The sequence below is a fragment of the Thermomonas hydrothermalis genome (genome assembly GCF_900129205.1).
GTDB classification, from domain to species: domain Bacteria; phylum Pseudomonadota; class Gammaproteobacteria; order Xanthomonadales; family Xanthomonadaceae; genus Thermomonas; species Thermomonas hydrothermalis.
Genome location: NZ_FQUK01000033.1, coordinates 1 through 23863, shown reverse-complemented (window position 1 = coordinate 23863; position 23863 = coordinate 1). Strand labels below are relative to the sequence as shown.

Annotated in this window: 24 protein-coding genes, 1 tRNA gene and 1 pseudogene; 15 read left to right on the top strand and 11 right to left on the bottom strand. The window is 65.5% G+C overall.

What is annotated here, in order from left to right:
* From BUA29_RS09375 to BUA29_RS09365, 3 genes are all read right to left on the bottom strand, one after another.
* Positions 1–260, bottom strand: a 260-nt coding sequence (locus BUA29_RS09375; RefSeq protein WP_143148764.1) for a transposase family protein, incomplete at its 3' end; no start/stop codon positions are given.
* A 69-nt stretch (positions 261–329) separates the two neighbouring features.
* Entirely contained in the window at positions 330–602 is a 273-nt protein-coding gene (locus tag BUA29_RS12335; RefSeq protein WP_218587177.1) for a hypothetical protein, read from the bottom strand.
* A 25-nt stretch (positions 603–627) separates the two neighbouring features.
* Entirely contained in the window at positions 628–2163 is a 1536-nt protein-coding gene (locus BUA29_RS09365; protein WP_143148878.1) for a transglycosylase SLT domain-containing protein, read from the bottom strand.
* Between the two features lie 128 nt (positions 2164–2291).
* Between BUA29_RS09365 and BUA29_RS09360 the strand changes: the two genes are divergently transcribed.
* Positions 2292–3800, top strand: a complete 1509-nt coding sequence (locus BUA29_RS09360; protein ID WP_072756315.1) for a helicase HerA-like domain-containing protein — start codon at positions 2292–2294, stop codon at positions 3798–3800.
* A 40-nt stretch (positions 3801–3840) separates the two neighbouring features.
* Positions 3841–4347 carry a transcription elongation factor GreB gene (greB, locus tag BUA29_RS09355; RefSeq protein ID WP_072756314.1) on the top strand — a complete coding sequence of 169 codons (507 nt, stop codon included), beginning with the start codon at positions 3841–3843 and terminating at the stop codon, positions 4345–4347.
* 10 nt (positions 4348–4357) lie between these two features.
* Here the strand turns inward: greB and BUA29_RS09350 are convergent, their stop codons facing one another.
* Together BUA29_RS09350 and BUA29_RS09345 are read right to left on the bottom strand one after the other, a co-directional pair.
* Entirely contained in the window at positions 4358–4636 is a 279-nt protein-coding gene (locus tag BUA29_RS09350; protein WP_072756317.1) for a GNAT family N-acetyltransferase, read from the bottom strand.
* A 36-nt stretch (positions 4637–4672) separates the two neighbouring features.
* The gene (locus BUA29_RS09345; protein WP_072756313.1) at positions 4673–5278 is read right to left on the bottom strand and encodes a rhomboid family intramembrane serine protease; all 606 of its coding nucleotides are present in this window, start codon (positions 5276–5278) and stop codon (positions 4673–4675) included.
* A gap of 159 nt (positions 5279–5437) precedes the next feature.
* On the opposite strand from BUA29_RS09345, the gene BUA29_RS09340 reads away from it, so the two are divergent.
* The 6 genes from BUA29_RS09340 to BUA29_RS09315 all read left to right on the top strand — a co-directional run bounded on the left by BUA29_RS09340 (position 5438) and on the right by BUA29_RS09315 (position 11589).
* Positions 5438–7210 carry a M14 family metallopeptidase gene (locus BUA29_RS09340; RefSeq protein ID WP_072756312.1) on the top strand — a complete coding sequence of 591 codons (1773 nt, stop codon included), beginning with the start codon at positions 5438–5440 and terminating at the stop codon, positions 7208–7210.
* Between the two features lie 69 nt (positions 7211–7279).
* Positions 7280–7738 (top strand): barstar family protein, encoded by a 459-nt coding sequence (locus tag BUA29_RS09335; protein WP_072756311.1) that lies wholly within the window; start codon positions 7280–7282, stop codon positions 7736–7738.
* A gap of 40 nt (positions 7739–7778) precedes the next feature.
* Entirely contained in the window at positions 7779–8333 is a 555-nt protein-coding gene (locus BUA29_RS09330) for a GNAT family N-acetyltransferase (RefSeq protein WP_072756310.1), read from the top strand.
* A complete protein-coding gene (locus tag BUA29_RS09325; RefSeq protein WP_072756309.1) occupies positions 8330–8659 on the top strand; it encodes a non-heme iron oxygenase ferredoxin subunit in 330 nt (109 codons plus the stop codon). The genes BUA29_RS09330 and BUA29_RS09325 overlap by 4 nt, the downstream gene beginning before the upstream one ends.
* Positions 8660–8822: 163 nt before the next feature.
* Complete coding sequence (locus tag BUA29_RS09320) at positions 8823–10943, top strand: TonB-dependent receptor (RefSeq protein ID WP_072756308.1); 2121 nt, start codon at positions 8823–8825, stop codon at positions 10941–10943.
* Between the two features lie 13 nt (positions 10944–10956).
* On the top strand, positions 10957–11589 hold the full coding sequence (locus tag BUA29_RS09315; RefSeq protein ID WP_084602431.1) for a PepSY-associated TM helix domain-containing protein: 633 nt from the start codon (positions 10957–10959) through the stop codon (positions 11587–11589).
* A gap of 39 nt (positions 11590–11628) precedes the next feature.
* On the opposite strand, the gene BUA29_RS09310 is transcribed toward BUA29_RS09315, so the two are convergent.
* From BUA29_RS09310 to BUA29_RS09300, 3 genes are all read right to left on the bottom strand, one after another.
* Positions 11629–13902: a thiamine pyrophosphate-dependent enzyme gene (locus tag BUA29_RS09310; RefSeq protein WP_072756306.1), complete on the bottom strand. Its 2274-nt coding sequence runs from the start codon at positions 13900–13902 to the stop codon at positions 11629–11631.
* A gap of 165 nt (positions 13903–14067) precedes the next feature.
* On the bottom strand, positions 14068–15231 hold the full coding sequence (locus BUA29_RS09305; protein ID WP_072756305.1) for an acyl-CoA dehydrogenase family protein: 1164 nt from the start codon (positions 15229–15231) through the stop codon (positions 14068–14070).
* A gap of 187 nt (positions 15232–15418) precedes the next feature.
* On the bottom strand, positions 15419–16252 hold the full coding sequence (locus tag BUA29_RS09300; protein ID WP_072756304.1) for a glycine zipper 2TM domain-containing protein: 834 nt from the start codon (positions 16250–16252) through the stop codon (positions 15419–15421).
* Positions 16253–16416: 164 nt separating this feature from the next.
* Between BUA29_RS09300 and BUA29_RS09295 the strand changes: the two genes are divergently transcribed.
* On the top strand, positions 16417–16638 hold the full coding sequence (locus BUA29_RS09295; RefSeq protein WP_072756303.1) for a DUF6116 family protein: 222 nt from the start codon (positions 16417–16419) through the stop codon (positions 16636–16638).
* Between the two features lies 1 nt (position 16639).
* Positions 16640–17431, top strand: coding sequence for a TatD family hydrolase (locus BUA29_RS09290; protein WP_072756302.1), 792 nt, complete (start codon positions 16640–16642; stop codon positions 17429–17431).
* On the opposite strand, the gene BUA29_RS09285 is transcribed toward BUA29_RS09290, so the two are convergent.
* Positions 17391–18206 carry a tRNA threonylcarbamoyladenosine dehydratase gene (locus BUA29_RS09285; protein ID WP_072756316.1) on the bottom strand — a complete coding sequence of 272 codons (816 nt, stop codon included), beginning with the start codon at positions 18204–18206 and terminating at the stop codon, positions 17391–17393. The genes BUA29_RS09290 and BUA29_RS09285 overlap by 41 nt on opposite strands.
* 112 nt (positions 18207–18318) lie before the next feature.
* On the opposite strand from BUA29_RS09285, the gene phaR reads away from it, so the two are divergent.
* Positions 18319–18891, top strand: a complete 573-nt coding sequence (phaR, locus tag BUA29_RS09280) for a polyhydroxyalkanoate synthesis repressor PhaR (protein WP_072756301.1) — start codon at positions 18319–18321, stop codon at positions 18889–18891.
* On the opposite strand, the gene BUA29_RS09275 is transcribed toward phaR, so the two are convergent.
* A complete protein-coding gene (locus BUA29_RS09275) occupies positions 18820–20631 on the bottom strand; it encodes a formylglycine-generating enzyme family protein (RefSeq protein WP_072756300.1) in 1812 nt (603 codons plus the stop codon). The two genes, phaR and BUA29_RS09275, sit on opposite strands and share 72 nt — an antisense overlap.
* A 163-nt stretch (positions 20632–20794) precedes the next feature.
* Here BUA29_RS09275 and rnd point away from each other — a divergent pair, with 163 nt between their 5' ends.
* The 4 genes and pseudogenes from rnd to BUA29_RS09255 all read left to right on the top strand — a co-directional run.
* Positions 20795–21961: a ribonuclease D gene (rnd, locus tag BUA29_RS09270; protein WP_072756299.1), complete on the top strand. Its 1167-nt coding sequence runs from the start codon at positions 20795–20797 to the stop codon at positions 21959–21961.
* Positions 21952–22028 (top strand) — tRNA-Pro (locus tag BUA29_RS09265). The genes rnd and BUA29_RS09265 overlap by 10 nt, the downstream gene beginning before the upstream one ends.
* Before the next feature lie 295 nt (positions 22029–22323).
* A complete protein-coding gene (gene motA / locus BUA29_RS09260; protein ID WP_072756298.1) occupies positions 22324–23178 on the top strand; it encodes a flagellar motor stator protein MotA in 855 nt (284 codons plus the stop codon).
* A gap of 3 nt (positions 23179–23181) precedes the next feature.
* Positions 23182–23559 (top strand): annotated as a pseudogene (locus tag BUA29_RS09255) (flagellar motor protein MotB); the annotation flags it as partial.
* Positions 23560–23587: 28 nt separating this feature from the next.
* On the opposite strand, the gene BUA29_RS09250 reads toward BUA29_RS09255, so the two are convergent.
* The coding region (locus BUA29_RS09250) for a transposase (protein ID WP_143148848.1) at positions 23588–23863 on the bottom strand (276 nt) is incomplete at its 5' end.

The following is a 23863-nucleotide window of genomic DNA, read 5'->3' as shown; positions in this document are numbered from 1 at the left end:
TTGCCGCACTCGCGGCAGGCCACGCGCGGCACCCGGCAGTGGATGAAGGCCTTGAACTGGAAGAAGTGCAGATGCTGCCAGGTGCGCTCCACCCGGTCGTGCACCGGCTGGTCCGCCGCCCCGCAGACCGGACAGGCCAGCCGGGCCGTATCGCACGACACCTCGAAGTGGATCGCCCCCTCATCCGGACGAAACGACACGCTGTCTACCGCCCACGGCGGCGTCAGCCCCAAAGCCTGGGTGAAGAGTTGTTCTTGCATCCGCCAAGGCTGACATCATCCGGCGGCCCGTTCCACACCAGACGCGATGGAGCCCCTTTTCCCGCCCCGTCAACGGCTGACGAGCACTCGCGACTGCTCCACGCTCAAGCCAAGCCGACGCAATGTCGTCAAACGCAGGCGCTGGCATGACGTCTTTTTCGCTTTCCCGCTGGCGTTTGCCCGCTTTACCTTCGGCACCGGCATCAGCCGCGCCGTTTCCAGTAGCAATGTTCGCAGGCGGTCGGCGTCGTCCAGCAGTTCATCCGCCACCGGGTCATCCTTGGCACCGGGATACGGCGCGCGTAGCAGGCGCTTGAGCCTGATCGGGAACCAGGCCGCCACCCTACCACCGGCTTGCGCGACAAGCTCAGCCGCAGCCGTCCAGTTTCAACACCTGGCCGGGCTTGATGGCGTATTTCGGCTTCTTCAGCTTGTTGGCCTTGGCCAGGTCGGTGATATCGCACTGCCATTTGCGGGCGATGCTGCTGATGGTGTCGCCACGCTGCACTTTATACGTGCGGGGTTTGGCCGGGGCGCGGGTGGGCGCGGGCGCAGGCGCCGCAGGGCTGGACGCTGGGGCGGGGTCGCTGACTGGCACGGGGTCGCCCACGCGCACCAGTGCGTCCTGCACGTTGCTGGCCATGAGTTGATGCGCCAGTTCCAGACGTTTGCCGCGGGTGCAGTTGAACCGATACAGCCAGGCGATGCGGGTGGTGACATTGAGCACGGTGCCCGCCGGCAGCACGTCATCGGGCTTCCAGCGCGGGTTGAGATTGCGCAGAGGGCGCAGGTAGCCATTGCGCGAGCCCCAGTTCCCCAGGCAAATGGTCAGCTCATACAGCGACGCCGGCAGCGCCAGGGTGATGGTGGTCGGGTGCACGCTGACGCTGGGCCAGCGGATGCCATATTCCTTGGGATGTAGAAACAGCCAGGCGGCGGCAATCACCATCGGCACATAGTCCTTGGTTTCGGCGGGAAACTGGCTGTAAACGTTGATATCCCAGAAACTGCGGCCACCGCTGGACTGATAGACCCGCAAGGCCCGCCCCTCCCCGCCGTTGTAGCCAGCCAGCGACAGCTCCAGGCTATTGCCAAGCTGCGCCATGCGCTCATTGAGGTATTGCGCGGCGGCATCTGCGGCAGCGCGTGGGTCATAACGGGTATCGAAACCGGTGCCATCGTCGCCCAGGCCGAAGCGACGGCCGGTGGACGGCATGAACTGCAGCGGCCCCACCGCGCCAGCGCGCGAGCCGGCATGCACCTTGCCGTTGGATTCCTTGGCAAGGATGCCAAACAGCAATGCCTCCGGCAGGCCATAGCGGCGAAATGCCGGCGACATCAGATGCTGCATGTAGCGGTAGTTTTCGTAGCTATCCATGAGCTGCGGGCGCAGATCGGTCAGCCAGCGGCGGATGCCGGCCTGCACGGCCGGATTCATCTGCACCATCTTCACGAAACGCTGGCCGTCCTCGCTGAGCAGGGCCGCCCCGCTGGCCGACTCCGGGACGTCAGCCGCGGCGAAGTCGCGCTCGTCCAGGGGCTCCAGCCCGTCATCGTTGCTCGTGTCCTCAAACCGCGGGGTGTCCTGCAACAGCCGCTCGTAGGTGCCCAGCATCGACTCCAGCGGGCAGCCATGCTGACGGGCGCAGGCGTCCACCACGGTTTTCATTTCCTTGAGGGCGGCATTGATGACGCGGGCGGCGCTGTCCTCATCCGGCGCCTGCATGGCATCGCGGTACTGTTGTTCGGCCTGCGCCATGCGCTGCTGCAGGGCGGCCACCTCGGCCTGTTCGCGGCGGCTGTCACTTGCCGTGGTGCGCTCACGCGAGGCGCTCTCGGCCGGCATGGGCAGGGCCCAGGCAGAAGCCAGACAGATGGCGACGATCAACCCGCGGACAGACATCAGATGCTCATTGACTGGGGGGGTTGGCAGGGTAGCCGCGACATTCAGGGCGGGCAAGCACATACAGCGTCGGCACAGACGGGCATCGCATAGAATCCAGCCCTCCGCTTGCGGCATTGATGACCCACATGAACCCGATCCTGATTGGTAAAGGCGTGACTTCCCAGCCGCCACGCGATGTCGTGCTGTTGCCGAAGTACGGCAATCGCCACGGGCTGGTGGCCGGCGCCACCGGCACCGGCAAAACGGTGACCCTGATGACGCTAGCCGAAGGGTTCAGCCGGATTGGTGTCCCAGTGTTCCTGGCCGACGTCAAAGGCGACGTGGCGGGGCTGGCGATGGCAGGCACGCCCAGCGAGAAACTGCAGGCTCGCATCGCCCAACTGGGCATGACCGACTACCGCAACGAGGCCTCACCAGTGGTGTTCTGGGATCTGTGGGGCAAAGCCGGTCACCCGGTGCGCACCACCATCAGCGAGCTGGGCCCCACCCTGCTGGGCCGCATCCTGGAGTTGAACGACACCCAGGCCGGCGTGCTGGACATCCTGTTCAAGCTGGCCGACGACCGCGGCCTGCTGTTGCTCGATCTGGCCGATCTGCGTGCCCTGCTGGGCTTGTTGACGGAGGAACGCCAGGCCATCAGCACCACCTACGGGCTGGTCAGCGCGCCGTCCATTGCCGCAATCCAGCGCGCGCTGCTGCGGTTGGAACAGGACGGCGCCGACCAGTTCTTCGGCGAGCCTGCCCTGGAGCTGGCCGACCTGATGCGCACCACACCCGACGGCCGGGGCGTGATCAACATCCTCGCGGCCGACCAGCTGATTCTCAAACCCAGGCTGTATTCCAGTTTCCTGCTGTGGCTGCTGAGCGAGCTGTTCGAGACGCTGCCGGAAATGGGCGACCTGGACAAGCCCAAGCTCGTCTTTGTATTCGACGAGGCGCATCTGCTGTTTGACGACATTCCGCCTGCCCTGCGGCAGCGCATCGAACAAGTGGTGCGGCTGATCCGTTCCAAGGGCGTGGGCGTGTACTTCTGCTCGCAGTTCCCCGACGACGTACCCACCGAGATCCTGGGCCAGCTGGGCAACCGCATCCAGCACGCGCTGCGCGCTTACACCCCACGCGACCAGAAAGCGGTGAAGACCGCCGCCGAAACCTTCGTCAGCAATCCGAATCTGGATGTGGCCCAGACCATTGGTCAACTGGGTGTCGGCGAAGCGCTGGTGTCCACCCTGCAGGACAACGGCGTGCCAATGCCGGTGGAAAAGACCCTGATCGCGCCGCCCCGTTGCCGCATGGGCGCCATCAGCGACGCCGAACGGGCGCAGGTGCGCGCCAATAGCCCGGTCGGAATGAAATACGACACCCGCATCGACCGCGAATCCGCCGCCGAGCGGCTGGCCCGCAAGACCGAGGCCAGAGCCGCCCCGACGACCCCCACGGCGACACCAACCCCGTCCGGGACAGCGTCTGATACCGGCTTCGGCCAGGTGGTGAAAGATGCGCTGCTGGGCACCGGCCGCCGACAGGGCGTGCTGGAAGCCATGGCCAAGCAAACCGCCCGCACCATTGGCAGCCAGGTGGGTCGGCAGATCCTGCGCGGCCTGCTCGGCGGCATCCTGGGCGGCAAGCGCTGACACAGGCATCGCGCAGGAAGAAACACATCAAGGAGTGCACATGGGCCGCTGGCGTCCCCCTGCTGAAAAAAGCACGGCGCTGATCACCCGCGCCGGTCATGATCGTCTGAAAGCGGAGCTGGACGAACTCTGGCGCGTCCGGCGCCCGGAAGTCGTCAAAGCACTGGCCGCCGCCGCCGCTGAAGGCGACCGGTCGGAAAACGCCGAATACACCTACCGCAAGAAACAACTCGGCGAAATCGACCGCCGCGTGCGCTACCTGAGCAAGCGGCTGGAAGCCCTGAAGGTGGTGGAGGGCGCGCCAGCCGACCGTGAAGCGGTGTTTTTCGGCGCCGAAGTGGAGCTGGAGGACGTCGCCAGTGGCGAACTGGTGCGGTTGCGCATCGTCGGCCCCGACGAGACCGACGCCAAGCGCGGCTGGATCAGCATCGACGCCCCGTTAGCGCGCGCACTGCTGAAAAAGCGCGTGGATGACGAAGTCGAGGCCCAGCTCCCCGGCGGCCACGTCCGCTATGTGATCGTGGAAATCCGTTACCCGGACGCCTGAGCTGGCACGGTCAGGCGCGCAGCGCATCGAACTCCGGGTGCCGACGCATCCAGGCATCGGCGTAGCTGCACTGCGGATGCACCGCCCAGCCCTGCTCGCGCGCATGCACCAGCGCCGCCTGCGTCAACGCAGCGGCAATGCCGCGGCCGCCAATGGCCTGCGGCACCACGGTGTGGGTGATGGTCATCACCGTGCCGCTGGCATCCAGTGCATAGTCGAGCCAGGCCCGATGACCATCGACTTCGACCTGGAAGCAGCCGCGGATGACATCGTGCAGGATTGCGTTCATCACCGCCTCCTTATGCGGGCGTGTCACCGCCCCTGTTCAGCCGCCCAGCAGCCGGCGCAGGAAATGCGCCGCCACCGCCGGTTGCAGCAGCAGCGTAAACAATACCCCATACGCGGCGCCCCACAGATGGGCGCTGTGGTTGACGTTGTCATGGCCACGGCGATCCATCCAGATGCTGTAACCGATGTAGAGCACGGCAAACAAAAACGCCGGAATCGGCAGCGGGATCGGAAACAGAATGATGCCGCTCCACGGGTCAAACAGAATCGCCGCAAACAACACCGCCGACACCCCGCCGGAGGCGCCCAGGCTGCGATACCTCGGGTCTCGCTGGTGCGACAGGTAGGTCGGCAGGATCGACACCACGATCGCCGACAGATAGAACAGCAGAAAGCCGATGCTGCCGATCCAGGCCGAAAACACCCGTTCCACCAGGCTGCCGAATGACCACAGCGTGATCATGTTGAACAGCAGGTGCGCCCAATCCGCATGGACGAAGCCATAGGTCAGCAGCCGCTCGTACTGGCGCTGGCGGGTCAACGCAGGTGGCCACAGCAGCAGCCGTTCCAGCAAGCGCGTGTTCTGAAACGCCCAGATGCTGACCCCAACGGTGACCAGCACCAGCAGCAGAGTGACCGACATACGCACCTCTTTTGATTCTTGCCTCGATGGCAGGCCGCGCCATCGGCATGGCAGGCGCCGTCATTCTCCCACACCCACAGGCATGACCTTGGGCAGTGGCAGCCGACCTCCCCGTGGCGGCTACCATCGCTTCGCCGTCCATCTCGAACGCCGTTGCCGATGCCCCGCCTGCTGTCGCCGCTTGTCGCCCTTGCCCTGCTGCTTGCCAACGTGGCCGCCCACGCGGCCCGTCCAGATCTGTCCACCCTGGCCGAGCGCAGCGGGTATCGCCAGACCGGCCGCTACGATGAGGTGATCGCCCTGTGCGAGGCCTACCAGCGCGCCTATCCGGCCGCCGTGCGCTGCCTGACGTTTGGCACCACGCCGCAAGGCCGGCCGATGCAGGCCCTGGTGGTGTCCACGCGCGGCGCCCTCACGCCCGAACAGGCGCGTGCGCAGGGGCTGCCGGTGGTGCTGGTCCAGGGCGGCATCCACGCCGGCGAGATCGACGGCAAGGATGCTGGCTTTTCCCTGCTGCGTGACCTGCTGACCGGCCGCACCGGCAAAGGGGTGCTGGATTCAGCGGTGATGCTGTTCGTACCGGTGTTCAATGTTGATGGCCACGAAAACTTCCGGGCCTGGAACCGCCCCAACCAGCGCGGCCCGGAGGCCATGGGCTTTCGTGTCACCGCCCAGCGCTACAACCTCAACCGCGACTACGCCAAGGCCGACGCACCGGAAATGCAGGCCATGCTGGGCCTGATCGATGCCTGGGATCCACTGGTGATGCTCGATCTGCACGTCACTGACGGCGCCAAGTTTCAGCATGGCATCTCGATCACCGGCGAGCCGGTCAACATCGGCGACGAAGCCCTGCGCGACGCCGGCCGCACGCTCAAAGCCGGCATCCTTGCGCATCTCAAGACCCAGGGCGTACTTCCGCTCGGCTTCTATCCCAGCTTTGCCCGTGAAGACGATCCCAGCAGCGGCTTTGTCGAAACCGCCTACCCGCCGCGCTTTTCCACCGGCTACTTCCCCCTGCGCAACCGGCTGGCGATCCTGGTGGAAACCCATTCCTGGAAACCGTATCCGGAGCGCGTGCGGCTGACCTACCAGGCCGTGCTGGCCGCCCTGCAGCATGTGGCCAGTCACGGCCAGCACTGGCAGCAGCTGGCCGCGCAAGCCGATGCCGACGCCAAGGCGCTCGCCGGCCGCCCGGTGCCGCTGGATTACCGCACGACCGATGCCACCCGGATCATCGAGTTTCTCGGCTACGCCTACCGCCGCCAGCGGTCGGAGATCTCCGGCGGCGACATGATCGAGTACGACGAGCGCACGCCAAAACTCTGGATGCTGCCGCTGCGCGACACCATCGTGCCGGCGCTGACCGTCAACGCTCCCAAAGCCGGCTACCTGGTGCCACCGGAATACGCCGCCCAGGTCGGCGCATTGCTGCGCCTGCATGGCATCCAGATGGACACCCTGACGGCACCCGTCACACAGCACGCCGTGGAAACCTTTCGTGCCGAGCACGTCGAGTTTTCCGCCACCTCAGTGGAAGGTCACCAGCGCACCAGCCTGACCGGCCAGTGGCAGGCGACCACGCGCGATCTGCCCGCCGGCACCCTGTTCGTGCCGATCGCCCAGCCGAAAGCGCGTCTGCTGATGGCCTTGCTGGAGCCACAAGCCCCCGACTCGATGGCGGCCTGGGGAATGTTCAACACCGCCTTCGAACGCAAGGAATACATGGAATCCTATGTCGCCGAAGAACAGGCCCGGCAAATGCTGGCCGGCGACCCGGCGCTGAAAGCCGCGTTCGAACGAGCACTGTCCACCGACCCGGCCTTTGCCGCCAATCCCCAGGCCCGGCTGGAGTTTTTCTACCGCCGTCACCCGGCCTGGGATCAGGATTTCAACCGCTACCCGCTGCTCCGCACCGACGTGATGCCCTGACCGCAGGCTTGCCTGGCCCGCCATGCCGGGCCATCCTGCACAGATCACGCGGCTCCGGGACGCCTTGCCATGCTTGATGACGACACCCTCGCGCTCGACCTGGATGACCCCCGGCAGGCCGGTGTGTTCTTCGTCACCGAAGACGATCTCACCGCCCTGGCCGCCCTGGCCCAGGATGCCGAGCTGCTGCTGTGCCGGCTCGATCTGCGCGACTGCGACAGCCACACCGAGTTGATGGCCCGGCTGCAGGCCGCCTTGGCCCTGCCCGACCCTGCCCCCCGCTGGGAAGCACTGGGCGACCTGCTGCGCGACCTCGGCTGGCTGCCCGCGCCCGGCTACGTCCTGCTGTTTTCACACGCGGCCGACCTGCGCGACGCCGACGAAACCAGCTTCGACACCCTGCTCGACCTGCTCGACCTGGCCTGCGTGGACTGGCAGGACCGCGGCATCCCGTTCTGGGCATTCCTGGCCTTGCCCGACAGCGATTTCCCCTCGCTGGACACACTCGACCTGCCACCGGACCCCTGACGCTCTCGGCACATACCCAAAGATTCCGTAGCATCACGACATGACGCCAATCTCTGACGACATCCTGCGCCCCGCTGGTGAGGCCGACATCCCGGCCCTGGTCGCACTGGTCACCCGCGCCTACCGTGGTGAGGCCAGCCGCGCCGGCTGGACCACAGAAGCCGATCTGCTGGACGGCAACCGCATCGACCCGGAGCTGTTACGCGCTGATCTCACCCGCCCCCGCAGTCTGGTGCTGATGCTGGAACGGCAAGGCCGCCTGCTGGCCTGCGCCCATGTCGCAGACGACGCAGGCGCCGGCTACTTCGGCATGTTTGCGGTCGAACCCACCCTTCAGGGCGGCGGCATCGGCAAGCGCGTGCTGGCCGAATGTGAGCGCATCGCCCGCGATGACTGGCAGCTGCCGGTGATGCGGATGACCGTCATCGACCAGCGCCACGAGCTGATCGCCTTCTACGAACGCCGCGGCTACCGGCGCACCGGCGAGTACAAACCATTCCCCTACGGCGACGCACGCTTCGGCCTGCCGCGCCAGCCAGACCTGCGCTTTGCCGTGCTGGAAAAACCATTGCGCGTCACGGAGACCACCGCATGAGCCAGACCTGGACCCACGTCTGCAGCACCGCCGAGCTGCTGCCCGGCGAGATGAAAGTGGCCTTTGATGCGGTCACCGGCACGCCGATTGCCGTGTTCAATCTGGATGGCCGCTTCTACGCCCTGGAAGACCGCTGCTCGCACGAGGATTTCGAACTCTCCGCCGGTCATTTCGACCCTGCCCGCGGTGAGGTGGAATGCGTGCTGCACGGTGCCCGCTTTGACGTGCGCGATGGCCGTGCCCTGTGCGCACCCGCGCATACGCCGGTGACCACCTTCCCGGTCAAGGTCGAAGACGGCCAGGTGTTCGTCCGCGACGATCGCTGATCCGCCCCACCGCAACGTCGCCCAACCACCGCGTTCGCACTCGCCCACCCGTTGGGCGGCGGGACTTTTTGTCTTTTTGTTGCTAATGCGAATCGTTCTCATTATTATGTTCTATAACGCAGCCGCGGCTGCTTCTCATCCGACCCCCCCCAAAGGACGTCCCATGTCACACCTCCGCCTGCGACCCGCCCCACTCACGCTTGCCATTGCCCTGACCCTGTGCGCCCCCGTCCTTGCCGGCGAACCCGGCACGGAGGCGGATGCACCCGAAGCCGCCAAGGATCTGGCCGCCGTGGTGGTGGTCGGCCAGCGCTACCTGCCCGAATACCAGGCCCGCACCACCCGCAGCGCCACCAAGACCGATACCCCGCTGCTCGACGTGCCACAGGCCGTCACGGTGGTCACCGACAAACTGGTCGCCGACCAGGGCCTGACCAGCCTCAACGACACCTTCCGGTACATGCCCGGCGTCGGCACCGCCCAGGGCGAAGGCAACCGCGACACCCCGGTGATGCGCGGCATCAGCTCCACCGGTGATTTCTACGTGGACGGCATCCGTGACGACGTGCAGTACTTCCGCGATGTCTATAACCTCGAGCGCGCCGAGGCACTCAAAGGCCCCAGCGCGATGATCTTTGGCCGGGGTGGCAGCGGCGGCGTGATCAATCGGGTCACCCGCGTCGCCGATGGAATGGAGCATCGCAACGCCACCCTGCAGTTCGGCTCGTATCTGCGCCGGCGTGCAACGCTGGATGTCGGGCAGGGGCTTGGCACATCGGCTGGCATTCGGGTGACCGCGATGGCGGAAGACTCCGACAGCTTCCGTGACGACGTTTTCCTCAAGCGCCACGGCTTCAACCCGTCGGTGAATTTCTCCCTTGGTCCAGCGACCGAGGTCGTGCTGGCCTACGAGCATTTCCATGATGATCGCACCGCCGACCGGGGCGTACCGTCCTACCAGGGCCGACCGCTGCGCACCGACCCCGCAACCTTCTTTGGCAACCCGCGCCTCAGCCGCACCGAGGCCGACGTGGATGCCTTCGATGCCCGTCTCGACCACACCTTCGGCGAGCATCTCACCCTCCGCAACCACCTCCGTCTGGCGGATTACGACAAGTACTACCAGAACGTGTTTCCAGGCGCGGTGAATGCCACCGCCAGCACGGTGACGTTGTCGGCCTACCGCTCCGAAACCGCCCGCCGCAACCTGTTCAACCAAACCGATCTGGTCTGGGACGTCCGCACCGGCCGGGTCAACCACACGCTGCTGGCCGGCCTGGAACTGGGCCGGCAGATCACCGACAACCGCCGCCTGACCGGCTATTTCGCGCCGGGCGCCAACGTGGTGCCGGTGAGCCAGCCGAATGTGGACGTGGCTGTGGACTTCCGCCCAAGCGCCACCGATGCCAACAATCACATCATCGCCCGCACCAGTGCGCTGTACCTCCAGGATCAGATCGAGCTGTCACCGCAATGGCTGATGGTGCTGGGCGTGCGCCGTGACGACGTGCGGATCGAGCTACATGACAATCGCAATGGCCAGGTCATCCGCAGCGACGATACCCCGCTGTCACCGCGCGCCGGGCTGATCTACAAGCCGCTGCCGCAGGTATCGCTGTATGCCAGCGTCAGTCGGGCCTTCCAGCCGCGCGCCGGCGACCAGCTGGGTTCGCTGACCGCCAGCAATGCCTCGCTGGCGCCGGAGGTCTTCCGCAACCGTGAAATCGGCGCCAAGTGGGATATTCACCCCGACTTGCAGGCGAGCATCGCGCTGTACCGCCTGACTCGCAGCAACGTGGCGGTGACCGATCCGAATGATCCGACCCGATTGCTGCTGGTCGATGGTCAGTACAGCAAGGGTGTGGAGCTGGGACTGGCCGGCCATCTGACGCCGCATTGGCAAGTGATGGGCGGCTATGCCTGGCAGACAGGTGAACTGACCGCCACGCAATCGGCCACTGCCCTCAAGGGCAACCGGTTGGCGCAGCTGCCACGGCAGTCGGCCTCGCTGTGGAACCGCTATGACATCAATGACCGCATCGGGGTCGGGCTGGGCGTGGTGTACCGCGGCGCGATCTACGCCAGCATCGATAACACCGTCACCTTGCCGGCATTCACCCGTGTCGATGCCGCGCTCTACTGGACGCTCACGCCGAAGCTGCAGGTGCAGCTCAATGTCGAAAACCTCGGCAACACCCGCTACTACGCCAGCACCCACAACAATAACAACATCAGCCCCGGCGCCCCGCGCAGCGCATGGCTGACCCTGAACCTGCACGACTGACCACGGTGGCCCCATGCACGTACGCGCAGTGACACGTCCGTCCACGCTGGCCTACCGCTGGGTCCGCCAGCTGCATGTTTGGATCGGTGCCTGGGGGGCGCTGGCCGCCCTCCTGTACGGATTTACCGGGCTGGTGATGAATCACCGCTTTGGCGACCAGGCCTGGCCGCAAGGGGAAAGCCGGGACTTCGAGCGCCGCCTGCTGCCGGTACCGGCAGAGGCGCGCACATCACCCGAGCAGTTGTCGTTATGGCTCAAGACCCATCTACAGCTTGACGCCCAACTGATCCGCAAAGGTGGCGCGCCCGGCGGTGCCGGGGAGGGCCGTGCACCGTCCCGCTGGATGCTCAGCGGCGGCAGCGCAGCCAATGCCTGGTCACTGGAATACACACCGGGCAGCACGCAGGCGGTACTCAAGCGCACCCGTCACAGCCCGCTGGCGGCACTGAACCGCCTGCACAAGGCGGTGGGCGGCGGCCTGCTCTGGACGGTGCTGGCCGACAGCGTTGCCATTGGCATGATCGTGCTCGGCGTGTCCGGCATCTGGATGTGGGCACGCGGTCGCACCCTGCGCCAGATGGTGTTCAGTGTGATGGGACTGGCCAGCCTGGTGTTCTTGACCGCGCTGGGTCTGGCACTGAGCTGACGCCTGCCGGCAACGCAGCCCATCGCAGCGTCCTGGCGCTTACTGCGCCAGGGCGTCTGCTGCGGCGATGATGTCCTCGTCCTTGGGGATCACCAAAAACGCCGCCCCGGCCAGGGGTGTGTAGGTGTCGGCCCCCACCACCCGCCGCAACGGCTTGCCGCCAAAACCGGCTTCGGTGATTGCAGTGATCACCCCTTCGCCGATGCCGGCACTGAAGCGGCCCTCATCGACCACCAGGATGCGGTCGCACTCGCCCGCATGTTTTGCGATCGCCGCATGGTTCAGTGGCACCAGCCAGCGCAGATCGACCACCCGCACCTTCCAGCCATGCGTGGCCTCGATCTGGCGCGCGGCGCGCAGGCTCATGGGCACGCCGTTGCCAAACGTGAAGATCACGAGATCGTGGGCGTCTGGGTGATAGACGCGCTCCTCGCCCAGCACCAGCGCCTGGTCGGGTGTGGGATAGGTGGTCAGCCACTGGCCGTCACCGGGCGCATACAGATCCTTGGTCATGTAGAGTGCGATCGGCTCGAGGAACACGCTGACCCGACCGTCCACCTTGGCCAGCGCGGCAAGCGTGCGCAGCATCATCGCCGCGTCATCACCGCGCGACGGGCACCCCACCACCAGCCCCGGAATGTCGCGCAGTGCGGTCACCGAGTTGTCATTGTGGAAATGACCACCAAACCCGCGCTGATAGCCCAGCCCGGCAATCCGCACCACCATCGGATTGGCGTACTGACCGTTGCTGAAGAACTGCAACGAGCAGGCTTCGCCGCGAATCTGGTCGATGGCGTTGTGCAGATAGGCCAGATACTGGATCTCCGGGATCGGCAGCAGCCCCATGTTGGCAAAGCCCTGCGCCAGCCCGAGGATCATGGTTTCATCGAGCAGGGTGTTGAACACGCGGCGGCTGCCAAACGCTTTGTACAGGCCCTTGGTCACGGTATATACGCCGCCTTTCTGGGCGACGTCTTCGCCAAACAGCAGCGTCTCCGGGTACTTGGCCATCAGATCGTGCAGGGCATTGTTGATCTGGATGGCCAGATGGCGCGGCGCCTGTTTTTCCGGCAGCCGATCCTCGCCGCCGAACGCCCGGATGCGCGCCTCCGGTGCCGGCGCGCGGGTGGCTTCGGCCTGCACCTTGTCCGGAGTGTACGGCGCCAGCGGTGCCATCACCTGCTCCAGCGTCTCGATCCGCGGCCGCTTGTCGGCGGCTTCGGCAGCGGCAAAGCAACGCGCCCGGATGTCTTCGTACAGCGCCAGGATCTGCTCGGCGGTCATCAACCCGGATTCCAGCGCGATCGCTGCCGAACGCAGCAGCGGGTCGGCGGCTTCCACTGCGCACAGCTCCTCGAGACTGCGCCACTCGATCTCGAAATCGGTGCCGGCGTGCCCCATGATGCGGTTGGTGCGCAGATGCAAGAACGTCGGCCGCCGAGTGCGACGGCAATGCTCCACCGCCCGCTGCACATCGCCGTAACCCGCCGCCAGGTCCAGACCGTCGGCAAAGAAATAGTCGAGATCGGGCCGGTTGCGGAAGCTTTCGGCAATCCAGCCGGCCGGGGTCTTCACCGAGATGCCGATGCCATTGTCCTCGCAGACGAATAGCACTGGCGCCGGCAACTTCTGGTAGGCCGTCCAGCTGGCCGCGTTGAAGGCGGTCTGCGCGGTGGCGTGATTGGCAGACGCATCACCGAACGAGCAGATCACGATACTGTCGTCCGGCACTGGCAATGGCTGCCCCAGCCGACGTGCGGTCTCGATGGCAATCGCGGTGCCCAGCGCCTTGGGCAGGTGTGAAGCGATCGTCGACGTCTGCGGCAAAACCCACAGCGGCTTGCTGCCCCAGACCTTATGGCGACCGCCACTGGCCGGATCCTCGGCGCTGGCGGCAAAGCTCAACGCCGAATCCATGATCGGATCCATGCCCGGCAGCTTGCGGAAGCGCTCGGCCATGAAGGCGCCGCTACGGTAATGCAGAAACGCCGGATCGGTATGGCGGGTCAGGCGCGCCACCATGGCGTTGCCTTCATGGCCGCTGCTACCGATGGTGTAGAACACCTTGTTCTGCACGCGCAGCACACGCGCCATCAGATCCAGATGGCGGGAAATCAGCTGCGACTCGAACAGCTCGTAAAACCCCCGCGCATCCAGCGCACTGCTATCGAGGATCGGCTCATCCGGTGCCGGCGTTGGCAGCGGCTGCCCACGCCACTGCCGCACAAACTCCTGGAAGTTGACATCACAGATTTCGGCACGGTTGACGCCCTTCATCCGGGCCGGAATGGGATTGGGAACGGTGGCGAACATGGCAGCTACTCGTAATGCGGGAACACCCCGCCGGGTCATGCTGGAAAAGGGGATGCAGCGACACGCAGGCAGGGCGCTGCAAACGCCTCCGGCTCATCGCCCAATCGGTCCGACGCGGCCACACCGCCCTCGCCCCCTGCGATCAGACAGCCGATCGGGCGCGTTTTAGAAGGCGTTGATGCCGGTCAACTCACGACCGACCACCAGCTGGTGCACGGTCTCGGTGCCTTCATAGGTAATGACGGATTCCAGATTCAGCGCATGGCGGATCGGGCAGTGCTCGGTGGTGATGCCGGCCCCGCCAAGCAGATCGCGGGCCTCGCGGGCGATGTCCAGCGCCATGCGGACATTGTTCCACTTGGCCAGCGACACCTGGGTCGGCTGCAGGGTGCCCGCATCCTTCAGACGGCCCAGCTGCAGCGACAGCAGCTGCGCCAGGGTGATGCGGCGGGCCATGTCGGCCAGTTTGATCTGCGCCGATTGCGTGGCCGCCACCGGACGGCCAAAGAGCATGCGCTCCTTGCTGTAACGCAGTGCTTCATCCAGGCAGGCGATGGCGGCACCGATCGGGCCCCAGGTAATGCCATAGCGGGCCTGGGTCAGACAGCCCAGCGGCCCCTTGAGGCCCTTGACGTTGGGCAGCCGGTTGGCCTCCGGTACGCGCACATTGTCGAAGAACAGCGCGCTGGTCACCGACGCGCGCAGGCTCATCTTGTGTTTGATCTCCTGCGCCGCAAACCCGGGCATGCCCTTCTCGACGATGAAGCCCTGGATTCCCTCGTCGGTCTGTGCCCAGACGATGGCGATATCGGCCAGGTTGCCATTGGTGATCCACATCTTGCTGCCGTTGATCACCCAGTCGCCGCCGTCACGCCGGGCATTGGTCTTCATGTTGGCCGGGTCCGAGCCACCGTGCGGTTCGGTCAGCCCAAAGCAGCCAATGACCTTGCCCGCGGCCATCTCCGGCAGCCAGCGCTGGCGCTGCTCTTCGCTGCCGTAGGCGTAAATCGGGTACATGCACAGCGAGCTTTGCACCGATACGAAGCTGCGAATGCCGGAATCGCCGCGTTCCAGCTCCTGGCAGATCAGCCCGTAGCTCACCGAGTTCAGACCGGCACAGCCATATTGCTCGGGCAGCGAAGACCCCAGCAGGCCGAGTGCGGCGATCTCGGGGATCAGCTCCTTCGGGAACCGCCCCTGGTCGAAACACTCGCCGATGATGGGCAGCACGCGCTCGTCGGTGAACCGCGCCACCGTGTCCTGCACCGCACGCTCTTCTTCGCTGAGCAGGGAGCGGACATCGAACAGATCGTAAGGATGCAGGGCCATGGCGGTTTGAAGGGAAATTGGACGAACCGCCATTGTAATCGTGCAGGACGCACAGCCGGTACCTGCGATTTGCATGAAATACCGCAGCGAATCGTTGCTTCTGGCGCCAGCCTCGGGCGTTTCGCCGGCCCGAACGCAAACGGGGCCGGATTGCTCCGGCCCCGTGGCACACACGCTTGAAGTGGCTTTAGCGCGTCGTGCTGCCGCTGACAGCGGCGGTCTGCAGCACCACCTGGCCATCCACCACCGGCAACTGGGCGCCCGGCTTCTGGTCCATCCGCACGGTGTGTGTCTCGCCGTTCCAGCGATAGGTCACGTCATAGCCGATGGTCTTGCTGCCGTCTCCGAGGGCAATCCGGCTGCCCGGTTTGCTGTCCATGCGCATGCTGCCCAGGCTGCCATCGGGGCGGCGGTAGGTCACGTTCCAGCCGACCGTGCGCTCACTGGTGGACGTATCGGTGACGGTATGGCACTGCCGCTCGGTACGGTTGACCACCTTGCCACCCTCGTGACGCTTGTCGATCTCATGCCCGACGTAACCGCCGGCAACGGCACCGGCCACGGTCGCCAGCTTGCGGCCATCGCCCTTACCGACCTGGTTGCCCACCAGACCACCGACCAGCGCACCGACGACGGTACCGCCGGCATTGCCGTCGCGTTCGGGCAGCCGCTCCTGCACCACCACATCCTCGCAGACCTCGCGCGGGGTATTGACGGTGCTGGTCTCGCGGATTGGCTCGCTGCGCACCACTGTGGCATAGAGCGGCTCTTTGGCAGTGACCGGCTTGACCGCCAGCACATCGGCATACTCCAGCCGCGGCGCAGCCTGAGTGGGAATGGCATTGCCGGCCGGGGCCGGTTCGCTGCCTGGAGCAGCCAAGGGCTGCGATGTGGCTGCGGCAGCTGGCGCCTGCACGGGCTGCGCCTCCTGCTTGCGGCTGTTCATGTATCCGGCAACGGCGGCGCCCCCGACCACCAGGGCGGCGGCAACGGCGATGGCAAGATTGGTGTTGCTGCTCATGGTCGACTCCCGCGTCTGTGACCTTTAGTGAAAGAAAATCCCCTGTTTCGGTTCCGATTCCAGCACGGCGATTCTGAATCGCTGCCGAGCACACGCCATCCAGGCGTGCCTGCGTTCAGGTTCAGGAAATCTGTCTCCGGACGCTGGCATGGTAGCGTGAAGGCATGGCGAATCCATTGCTTGCTCCTTTCCTGCGCTGGCTGGGCCGGCTGAGCCACCCACGTCTGTTCCTCGTGTTGGGCGTGCTGTTCGTGATCGACCTGCTCATCCCGAATCTGGTGCCCTGGGATGACCTCCTGCTTGGCCTGGCCACCTTGCTGGTGGCGCGCTGGAAAAAACCGGATGCTGCAAACGCAGCCAACAGCACGCCACCGCCATCGCGCTGACATGGAGCTGATCGACAGCCACTGCCATTTCGATGCGCCCGAGTTCGAGCCGGACCGCGCTGCCGCCTGGCAGCGCGCACGCACAGCCGGTGTAGTCGCACAAATCGTGCCGGCGATCGATGCTTCTGGCTGGCAGCACCTGAAAGCTGTCTGCAACCAGTATCCGGGGCTGTTTCCAGCCTATGGCCTGCACCCGATGGCGCTTGCCGCACATCGACCGGAGCATCTGGACTTACTCCGTGACTGGATCGCGCGCGAACGGCCGGTGGCCATCGGCGAGTGCGGGCTGGATTTTTTCGTTGAAGGGCTGGATGCGCAGGCCCAGCAGCAGTATTTCGAAGCGCAGCTGCGGCTGGCGCGCGAGTTCGACCTGCCGGTGATCGTACATGCGCGGCGCGCGGTGGATGCCGTGATCGCAACACTGCGCCGGATCGGCGGCCTGCGCGGCGTCGTGCACAGCTTCTCCGGCAGCCGCGAGCAGGCTGCCCGCCTGCACCAGCTCGGGTTTCTCGTCGGGATCGGCGGCCCCGTCACCTATCCGCGGGCGCAGCGACTGCGCGGCGTGGTCGCCGCACTGCCAGACACACAGCTTGTGCTGGAAACCGACAGCCCGGATCAGCCCGGCGCTGCCCATCGCGGCCAGCGCAATGAGCCGGCCCATCTGCTGGACGTGCTGACCACCGTCGTCGAACTTCGCAACACGACTCCAGAGGCGCTGGCGGCTGCCACCACGGCCAACGCACGCCGGCTGTTCAATCTTGCGATGCGTCCGGCTGACGCCGCTTCGGGCTGAGTAGCAACTCGATCGCCTTGCCGACCGCGGCAAATGCAAACGCGCCGGTGACGTGGGTGGCCGCACCCAGGCCGGCGCCGCAGTCCAGCTTGAGCGCCTCGTCTTTGTCCAGCGACGGGCGCACGCCGCAGACACTGCCATCGGGCTGCGGGTAGCGCACATTTTCTAGCGAGTACACCGCCGGAACCCCGAAATACCGGTCGCGATTGCGGGGGAAGTGAAACTCGGCGCGCAGTTTCTTGCGGATCAGCGAAAGCATGGCATCGTGTTCGGTACGCGACAGATCACGCACCCGGATCTGCGTCACGTCGGTTCGCCCGCCGGCGGCACCGACCGTGATGATCGGCTGCTTGCGGCGGCGGCAAAAAGCAATCATCTCGACCTTGCTGCGGAAGCTGTCGCAGGCATCCAGCACCAGATCACCCGGCGACTCCAGCACACTGGCCAGATTGGCAGGCGTCAGAAAGCGGGGTTGCAAGGTCAGGCACAATCCAGGATTGATCGCCAGGCAACGCTCGGCCATGGCCTCGACCTTCAACCGTCCGTACTGGCCGGTCAAGGCCGGCAGCTGGCGGTTGGTATTGGACACGCACACCTCATCGGCATCGATCAGGGTCAACGCGCCGATCCCACTGCGCGCCAGCGCCTCTACCGCCCACGACCCAACCCCGCCGATGCCGACCACGGTGACATGACATTCGGCAAGGCGCGCCAGCGCGCCGCGCCCGTATAGCCGGTCGATGCCGGAAAAACGCTGAATCAGATTGGTTTCCATGGCCATAGTCTAGGCAACCCGGAGGCCATGCCCAGCCTTGACATATCCCCAGTTGCAAGCCGTGCCGCACTGCGCCATGCTGCATGAAGCGCCGTCCTAGAGTGCGTACTCCATGTCCGCGACACGCGTCATCAAGAAGTACCCGAACCGCCGTCTGTACGACACCGAAATCTCCAGCTACATCACCATCGACGACGTCCGTCAGCTCATCGTCGATGGCGAGGAGTTTGAAGTGCGTGATGCCAAAACCGGCGAGGATCTCACCCGCCAGGTGCTGCTGCAGATCATCTCCGAGCACGAGCAGAAAGGGCAGCCGATGCTGTCCACCCAGCTACTGAGTCAGCTGATCCGGTTCTACGGCGACTCGCTGCAAGGGTTCATGGGCAACTATCTGGAACGGTCGATGCAGCTGTTTTTGGAGCAGCAGAACCAGTTCCGCCAGCAGATGGGCGGTCTGCTCGGGCAAACGCCGTGGGCACTGCTGAACCAGCTGACCGAGCGCAATATGGCGCTGTGGAAGGAGTTCCAGGCCACCCTGGGCAACAGCCTGGGCACGCCCACCCACCCACGCGAAAATCCCGCGACGGAAGCACCAAGCCGCGCTGAGGCGCGCTCAAATCTGGCGCGCCAGGCGAAACCCTACCCACGCGCTGGTCACATCCACGCCGCCCGATGTCCGCCATGACGCGCGCACCTGCACCGGCGCGCTGGACCAGTTGCCGCCGCGATACATCCGCGTCCGGCAGCCCGGATTGACCCAGGCGGCGCCGTTACCGGGGGCACGCCGATAACCGCGATGCCAGCAGTCGGCCACCCACTCGCTGACATTGCCGTCCATGTCGTACAGGCCAAAGGCATTGGCGCGAAAGCGGCCGACCGGGGCCGGGCCCCACCAGCCATCGCCATACCCGACAAACGCGTTTTGCCAGTGCCGCCCCTGCGGCGAGACATCCTTGCCACCGGCCAGATTGGCCTGTTGCAGCGGAGGCGGCCCATCGCCCCAGGGAAACCGGCCACGCCCACCGGCGCGCAATGCGTACTCGAACTCGGCCTCGCTGGGCAGGCGGTAATGAGCGCCGGTCTGCTCGCTCAACCAAGCGGCATAGGCCTCGGCGTCACGCGCGGTGACATGCAGCACCGGCATGTCGTCAGCGGCGGGCCGGCCGTCATACCCCATGCGCCAGTCCACACCACTGGCCCGCACAAAATTGCCGCTGCGCGCGTCATAGGTCAGCGAATGCCCGCGTCGGCTGGCCCGGGTGACATAGCCGGTGGCCTCGACGAAGCGACGAAACTCACCGACGGTGATCTCGTACCGGCTCAATGCAAACCCGCGCTCGAACTGCACCGGGTGGCGCGGCTGCTCGTCGCTGCTCGCGTCGCGGTCATCGGGGATGGCCCCCATCAGGAAGCGACCATGCGGCACCACGATCATCGACGGCCCGCGACTACCATCCGGCAAAGCATCGGTGAACACCTGCCCCGGCTTGAACAGCCCGTAGCGACTCACCTGATCGATGCGCTCTCGCAGCGCCACGCTGACCGGATCACCCGGCCGGGCGATCCGCAGAATCTGCGCCAGCCGCTCGCGCGCCAACCGCAGGTTGGCATCGCCCAGCGCCATCATTCCTTCGTCACCCAGACGCCGGATCTGGTCACTGCGGATCGCCTCGATCTGCGCTTGCATGGCGGCGATGGCGGCATCGTCACGCGCTTGTCGCGCTCGTCCCAGCAAGGCATAGGCAGCGTCGAAATCGCCCTGCCTGGCCTGCACCTGTGCCTGTGCCAACAACTGCTCCTGCACTGCCGCGATACCCTGCTGCACCCGACGCAACCCCGGCCACAGAGCTTGCGCCTTGCGGTAATAGGCCAGGGCACCACGTTGCGGCACATCGAGCCGGCCTTCACTGCAGGCGCGGTCGCCGGCTTCGGCCAGGGCGATCGCCTGCCCGGCACGATCCAACGCCGCCAGGAAGCGCTGCACTTCCGGATGCGTCGGCCAAAGAGTGCGCAACACCGTGCCATGCCGCAGGGCAAACTGCAGCGAAGCCGGATCCTCGCCATTGGCCAATGCGATCCAGGCCTGGGCCAGCAACGCTGCCTGTGCTTTTTCCAGCAGCCGGGCGTCCTCGGCATTCCCGGGCGCCGCCTTCTGCAACGCAAGCAGTAGCGGAATCGCCGATTGCGGCGTCTCGAACAGGTCCCCGCGCGCCAGCGCCCGCCGGGCCTCTGCCCGGGCGCGACGTGGGTTGTCGATCCTGACCTCAGGCAACGACCAGCTCAGCACCTGCGCCAGGGAGTCATCGCCCTGGATCAGAACCTGGGCGCGGCGCGGCGGGTCGGGTTGCGCGGGACGCGGTGGCGCTACCTGTTGACCGGCGACCTCCGGCGGCGCGTCCGCGGTGCACCCGGCCAGCAGGAGCATGGCGATGACTAGCACTCTGGCCCGCACGCAGCGTCCTTATCGTTTCAGGATGGATGCGGGCAAGGTAAAGCGATGACCGGCGCCCGGCAACCTCGGCCAACACAACCGCCGATCGCAGCGCCCCGTACCAGGGAACACAGAACCGACACGTCATAATGGCCCCATGACCCACTGGATCGACACCCCCGACGCGCTGCGCGCACATCTCAACCCATTGCCAACGGCGATCGGGCTGGACACCGAGTTCATCCGCGAGCGCACCTACTGGCCGCAACTTGCGCTGGTGCAGATTGCCCTGGGCGACACCGGGCAGGACATCCTGCTGGTGGACCCACTGCGCCCCGGCATGCCGCAGGCACTGGCCGAACTGCTAAGCGACCACCGGGTGCTCAAGATCATGCACAGCCCCAGCGAGGATCTGGTGGCGTTCCGCCATACCTGCGGCGCCCTGCCCTCGCCCCTGTTCGACACCCAGGCCGCCGCTGCGCTGTGCGGGCTGGGGGCCGGGCTGGGCTACCAATCGCTGGTGCGCGTCCTGACCGGCGTCGAGCTGGCCAAGGGCGAAACCCGTTCCGACTGGCTGCGCCGGCCACTTTCGCCCGCCCAGCTCGCCTATGCCGCCGACGACGTGCGCTACCTGCACGCCCTGCACCGCAGCCTGCAGCAACGCCTGCATACGCTCGGCCGGATGGCGTGGCTAGAGGAAGACACCAACCGCCAGCTGGCGGTCGCCGCCGATGACGCCGCAGACCCCTGGCCGCATCTGGCAATACGCAGCGCGCAGTTCCTGGATGCGGCCGGCCAGCACAGGCTCCTGCGACTGCTGCGCTGGCGCGATGAGCAAGCGCGGCGAAGTGACAAACCGCGCAGCTGGGTTCTGGACAACGAACTGGCCGTGACCCTGGCCCGCCAGAACCCACCCGATCGACAGGCCCTGAAGGCCCTGCTCGACGCCACGCCCAAAGCACCCCGCGCCCTGCAGGATGCGCTCTGGCAGGCCATCACCACCCCACTGGCGGACGAACAGCACGCCCCCTTGGCTCGCGGCGATACACGCGACAAACAGCAATTACGCGCCCTGCAACAGGCAGTCGCGGCGCTGGCGGCAGAACTGGGACTACCGGAGGGTGTACTGGCCTCACGCAAGCTGCTGGAAAGCCTGCAGGACGGCCAAGGCTGGTCCGGCCCGCTGGCGGGCTGGCGGCGGATCTTGCTGGAGCCCCGCCTTGCCCCACTGCTCCCCCCGAGTGCCAAAGGTGGTGGACTCATACACCCTCTTGCCGACGACAATGAAGCCCCCTACAATGCCGGCCCTGCCGTCGGGGTGTAGCTCAGCCTGGTAGAGCGCTACGTTCGGGACGTAGAAGTCGCAGGTTCAAATCCTGTCTCCCCGACCATGATCATGATGAAAAAACCGCCTCCGGGCGGTTTTTTCATGTCTGACGTCCGGACTGGCCCGAAGTCGCCTCACCATTGACATCACCTTCGGGCAACCTGCGACAGACGTGTGCTGCACGAGACTTGGCGCTTGCCGAAGGTCTGGATTGCTCGCTTTGGCTGCCACAACGGTCAGCCACATGCGACCAACCGCTTTCTCTCGCATTCAGCTGGTGTACCATCACCTGACGGCACCACTGCGCGCGGTCTTGCTAGTGGGACACCTTTTTCCTTCAGGCATCGCACTTTTCCCGCATGCTCATCATCGTCGGTTTCATTGTCGTCATCGCCAGCGTGATCGGGGGCTTTATTGGCTCCCACGGGCGTCTGGGTGCACTGTGGCAGCCGTTCGAGTTCGTGATCATTGGTGGCGCCGCCTTTGGCGCGTTCCTGGTGGCCAACCCGATGAAGGTGGTCAAGGCCACGCTAGGCGAGGTGATCGGGGTTCTCAAAGGCCCCCGCTACACCGGCGAGGACTATCTGAACGTCCTCAGCCTGCTGTATGAGCTGCTCAACCGCGCCCGTAAGGAAGGCTTCATGGCCCTGGAAAGCCACGTTGAGAACCCAGCTGAGAGTTCGATTTTCGGGGCGTATCCGAAGATCCAGAGCGATCACCACCTGCTGGATTTCATCACCGACTGCATGCGTCTGATGATCGGTTCCAACATCGAGCCCCAGGAGTTGGAGCCGCTGCTGGATCTGGAGCTGGAGAAGCATCACCATGAGGCACTGGCGCCGGCGCATGCCCTGACCAAGGTGGCCGACAGTCTGCCTGGCTTCGGTATCGTGGCCGCCGTGCTGGGCATCGTCATCACCATGGGGTCGATCGGCGGCGACATCGCAGAAGTCGGTGCGCACGTGGCCGGTGCGCTGGTCGGTACCTTCCTGGGTATCCTGCTGGCGTATGGGTTTGTTGCACCACTGGCCGCAGCGATCGAGGCGCGGGCCGAGCAGGATTCACGCATCTACGAGACGGTCAAGACCGCCCTGATCGCCAGCCTGCATGGCTATGCACCCAAGATCGCCCTGGAGTTCGCCCGCAAGACCGTTCCCTCCAACTTCCGGCCGAGCTTCCTGGAGTTCGAACAGCATCTGAAGTCGCTGAAATAAGCCGTGGCCGGGAAGGAAGAAAAAAACGTCGTTATTCGCCGGATCAAGAAGGTCCAGGGCGGTGGTCACCATGGCGGTTCGTGGAAGGTGGCTTACGCCGACTTCGTCACCGCAATGATGGCCTTTTTCCTGGTCATGTGGCTGGTGGGTGCGCTGACCACCAAGCAACGCGAGGCGATCTCCGACTACTTCAAAAATCCGAGCCCAGTGGTCGGTAACAGCACGGTCAGGGCACAGGGGCAAAACGGCCCAGGCGGCTCCAGTACCTCAATGATCAAGCTAGGCGGCACGATGGAGCTGCCAAGAAATAGCGGCAAGGAACCAACCCCTGGCGCCAAGGACGATACGACCGAAGCCGACAAGCGCACCCAAGAGAAAAAGGCTCAATCGCGATTCCAGTGGAAACGGTTCATGTCTGATGGGGAGCATGGAGCCAAGGGTGACGGGGTAGATGCCTGAGCTTGGCGCACAGCAGGTAGCTGATGGCGATCAGGTTGGCGTCAGTGCGATAGCCCTTGGCGCGGGCCTTGGCGGCCTGGATCTGGGCGTTGAAGGCCTCGACCTGGCCGTTGGACAGGCCGGTGTCGAAATGCCGCAGGATGCCGGTGAGGTGGTCGCGGATGGTGGCACCGAGCTTCTTGAAGGGCGTCAGCCGACACCGTCGTGCCCAAGAGACCCACTTTCG

Bases quoted from the DNA above. Each gene is read 5' to 3' on its own strand.
- BUA29_RS09335 (WP_072756311.1), top strand. From the start codon at position 7,280: ATGCTTGATGACGACACCCTCGCGCTCGACCTGGATGACCCCCGGCAG.
- BUA29_RS09295 (WP_072756303.1), top strand. From the start codon at position 16,417: ATGGCGAATCCATTGCTTGCTCCTTTCCTGCGCTGGCTGGGCCGGCTG.
- BUA29_RS09345 (WP_072756313.1), bottom strand. From the start codon at position 5,278: ATGTCGGTCACTCTGCTGCTGGTGCTGGTCACCGTTGGGGTCAGCATC.
- BUA29_RS09365 (WP_143148878.1), bottom strand. From the start codon at position 2,163: ATGTCTGTCCGCGGGTTGATCGTCGCCATCTGTCTGGCTTCTGCCTGG.
- BUA29_RS09360 (WP_072756315.1), top strand. From the start codon at position 2,292: ATGAACCCGATCCTGATTGGTAAAGGCGTGACTTCCCAGCCGCCACGC.
- motA (WP_072756298.1), top strand. From the start codon at position 22,324: ATGCTCATCATCGTCGGTTTCATTGTCGTCATCGCCAGCGTGATCGGG.
- BUA29_RS09285 (WP_072756316.1), bottom strand. From the start codon at position 18,206: ATGGAAACCAATCTGATTCAGCGTTTTTCCGGCATCGACCGGCTATAC.
- BUA29_RS09315 (WP_084602431.1), top strand. From the start codon at position 10,957: ATGCACGTACGCGCAGTGACACGTCCGTCCACGCTGGCCTACCGCTGG.
- phaR (WP_072756301.1), top strand. From the start codon at position 18,319: ATGTCCGCGACACGCGTCATCAAGAAGTACCCGAACCGCCGTCTGTAC.
- BUA29_RS09320 (WP_072756308.1), top strand. From the start codon at position 8,823: ATGTCACACCTCCGCCTGCGACCCGCCCCACTCACGCTTGCCATTGCC.
- greB (WP_072756314.1), top strand. From the start codon at position 3,841: ATGGGCCGCTGGCGTCCCCCTGCTGAAAAAAGCACGGCGCTGATCACC.
- BUA29_RS09340 (WP_072756312.1), top strand. From the start codon at position 5,438: ATGCCCCGCCTGCTGTCGCCGCTTGTCGCCCTTGCCCTGCTGCTTGCC.
- BUA29_RS09275 (WP_072756300.1), bottom strand. From the start codon at position 20,631: ATGCTCCTGCTGGCCGGGTGCACCGCGGACGCGCCGCCGGAGGTCGCC.
- BUA29_RS09290 (WP_072756302.1), top strand. From the start codon at position 16,640: ATGGAGCTGATCGACAGCCACTGCCATTTCGATGCGCCCGAGTTCGAG.
- BUA29_RS09350 (WP_072756317.1), bottom strand. From the start codon at position 4,636: ATGAACGCAATCCTGCACGATGTCATCCGCGGCTGCTTCCAGGTCGAA.
- BUA29_RS09330 (WP_072756310.1), top strand. From the start codon at position 7,779: ATGACGCCAATCTCTGACGACATCCTGCGCCCCGCTGGTGAGGCCGAC.
- BUA29_RS09300 (WP_072756304.1), bottom strand. From the start codon at position 16,252: ATGAGCAGCAACACCAATCTTGCCATCGCCGTTGCCGCCGCCCTGGTG.
- BUA29_RS09325 (WP_072756309.1), top strand. From the start codon at position 8,330: ATGAGCCAGACCTGGACCCACGTCTGCAGCACCGCCGAGCTGCTGCCC.
- BUA29_RS09305 (WP_072756305.1), bottom strand. From the start codon at position 15,231: ATGGCCCTGCATCCTTACGATCTGTTCGATGTCCGCTCCCTGCTCAGC.
- BUA29_RS09310 (WP_072756306.1), bottom strand. From the start codon at position 13,902: ATGTTCGCCACCGTTCCCAATCCCATTCCGGCCCGGATGAAGGGCGTC.
- rnd (WP_072756299.1), top strand. From the start codon at position 20,795: ATGACCCACTGGATCGACACCCCCGACGCGCTGCGCGCACATCTCAAC.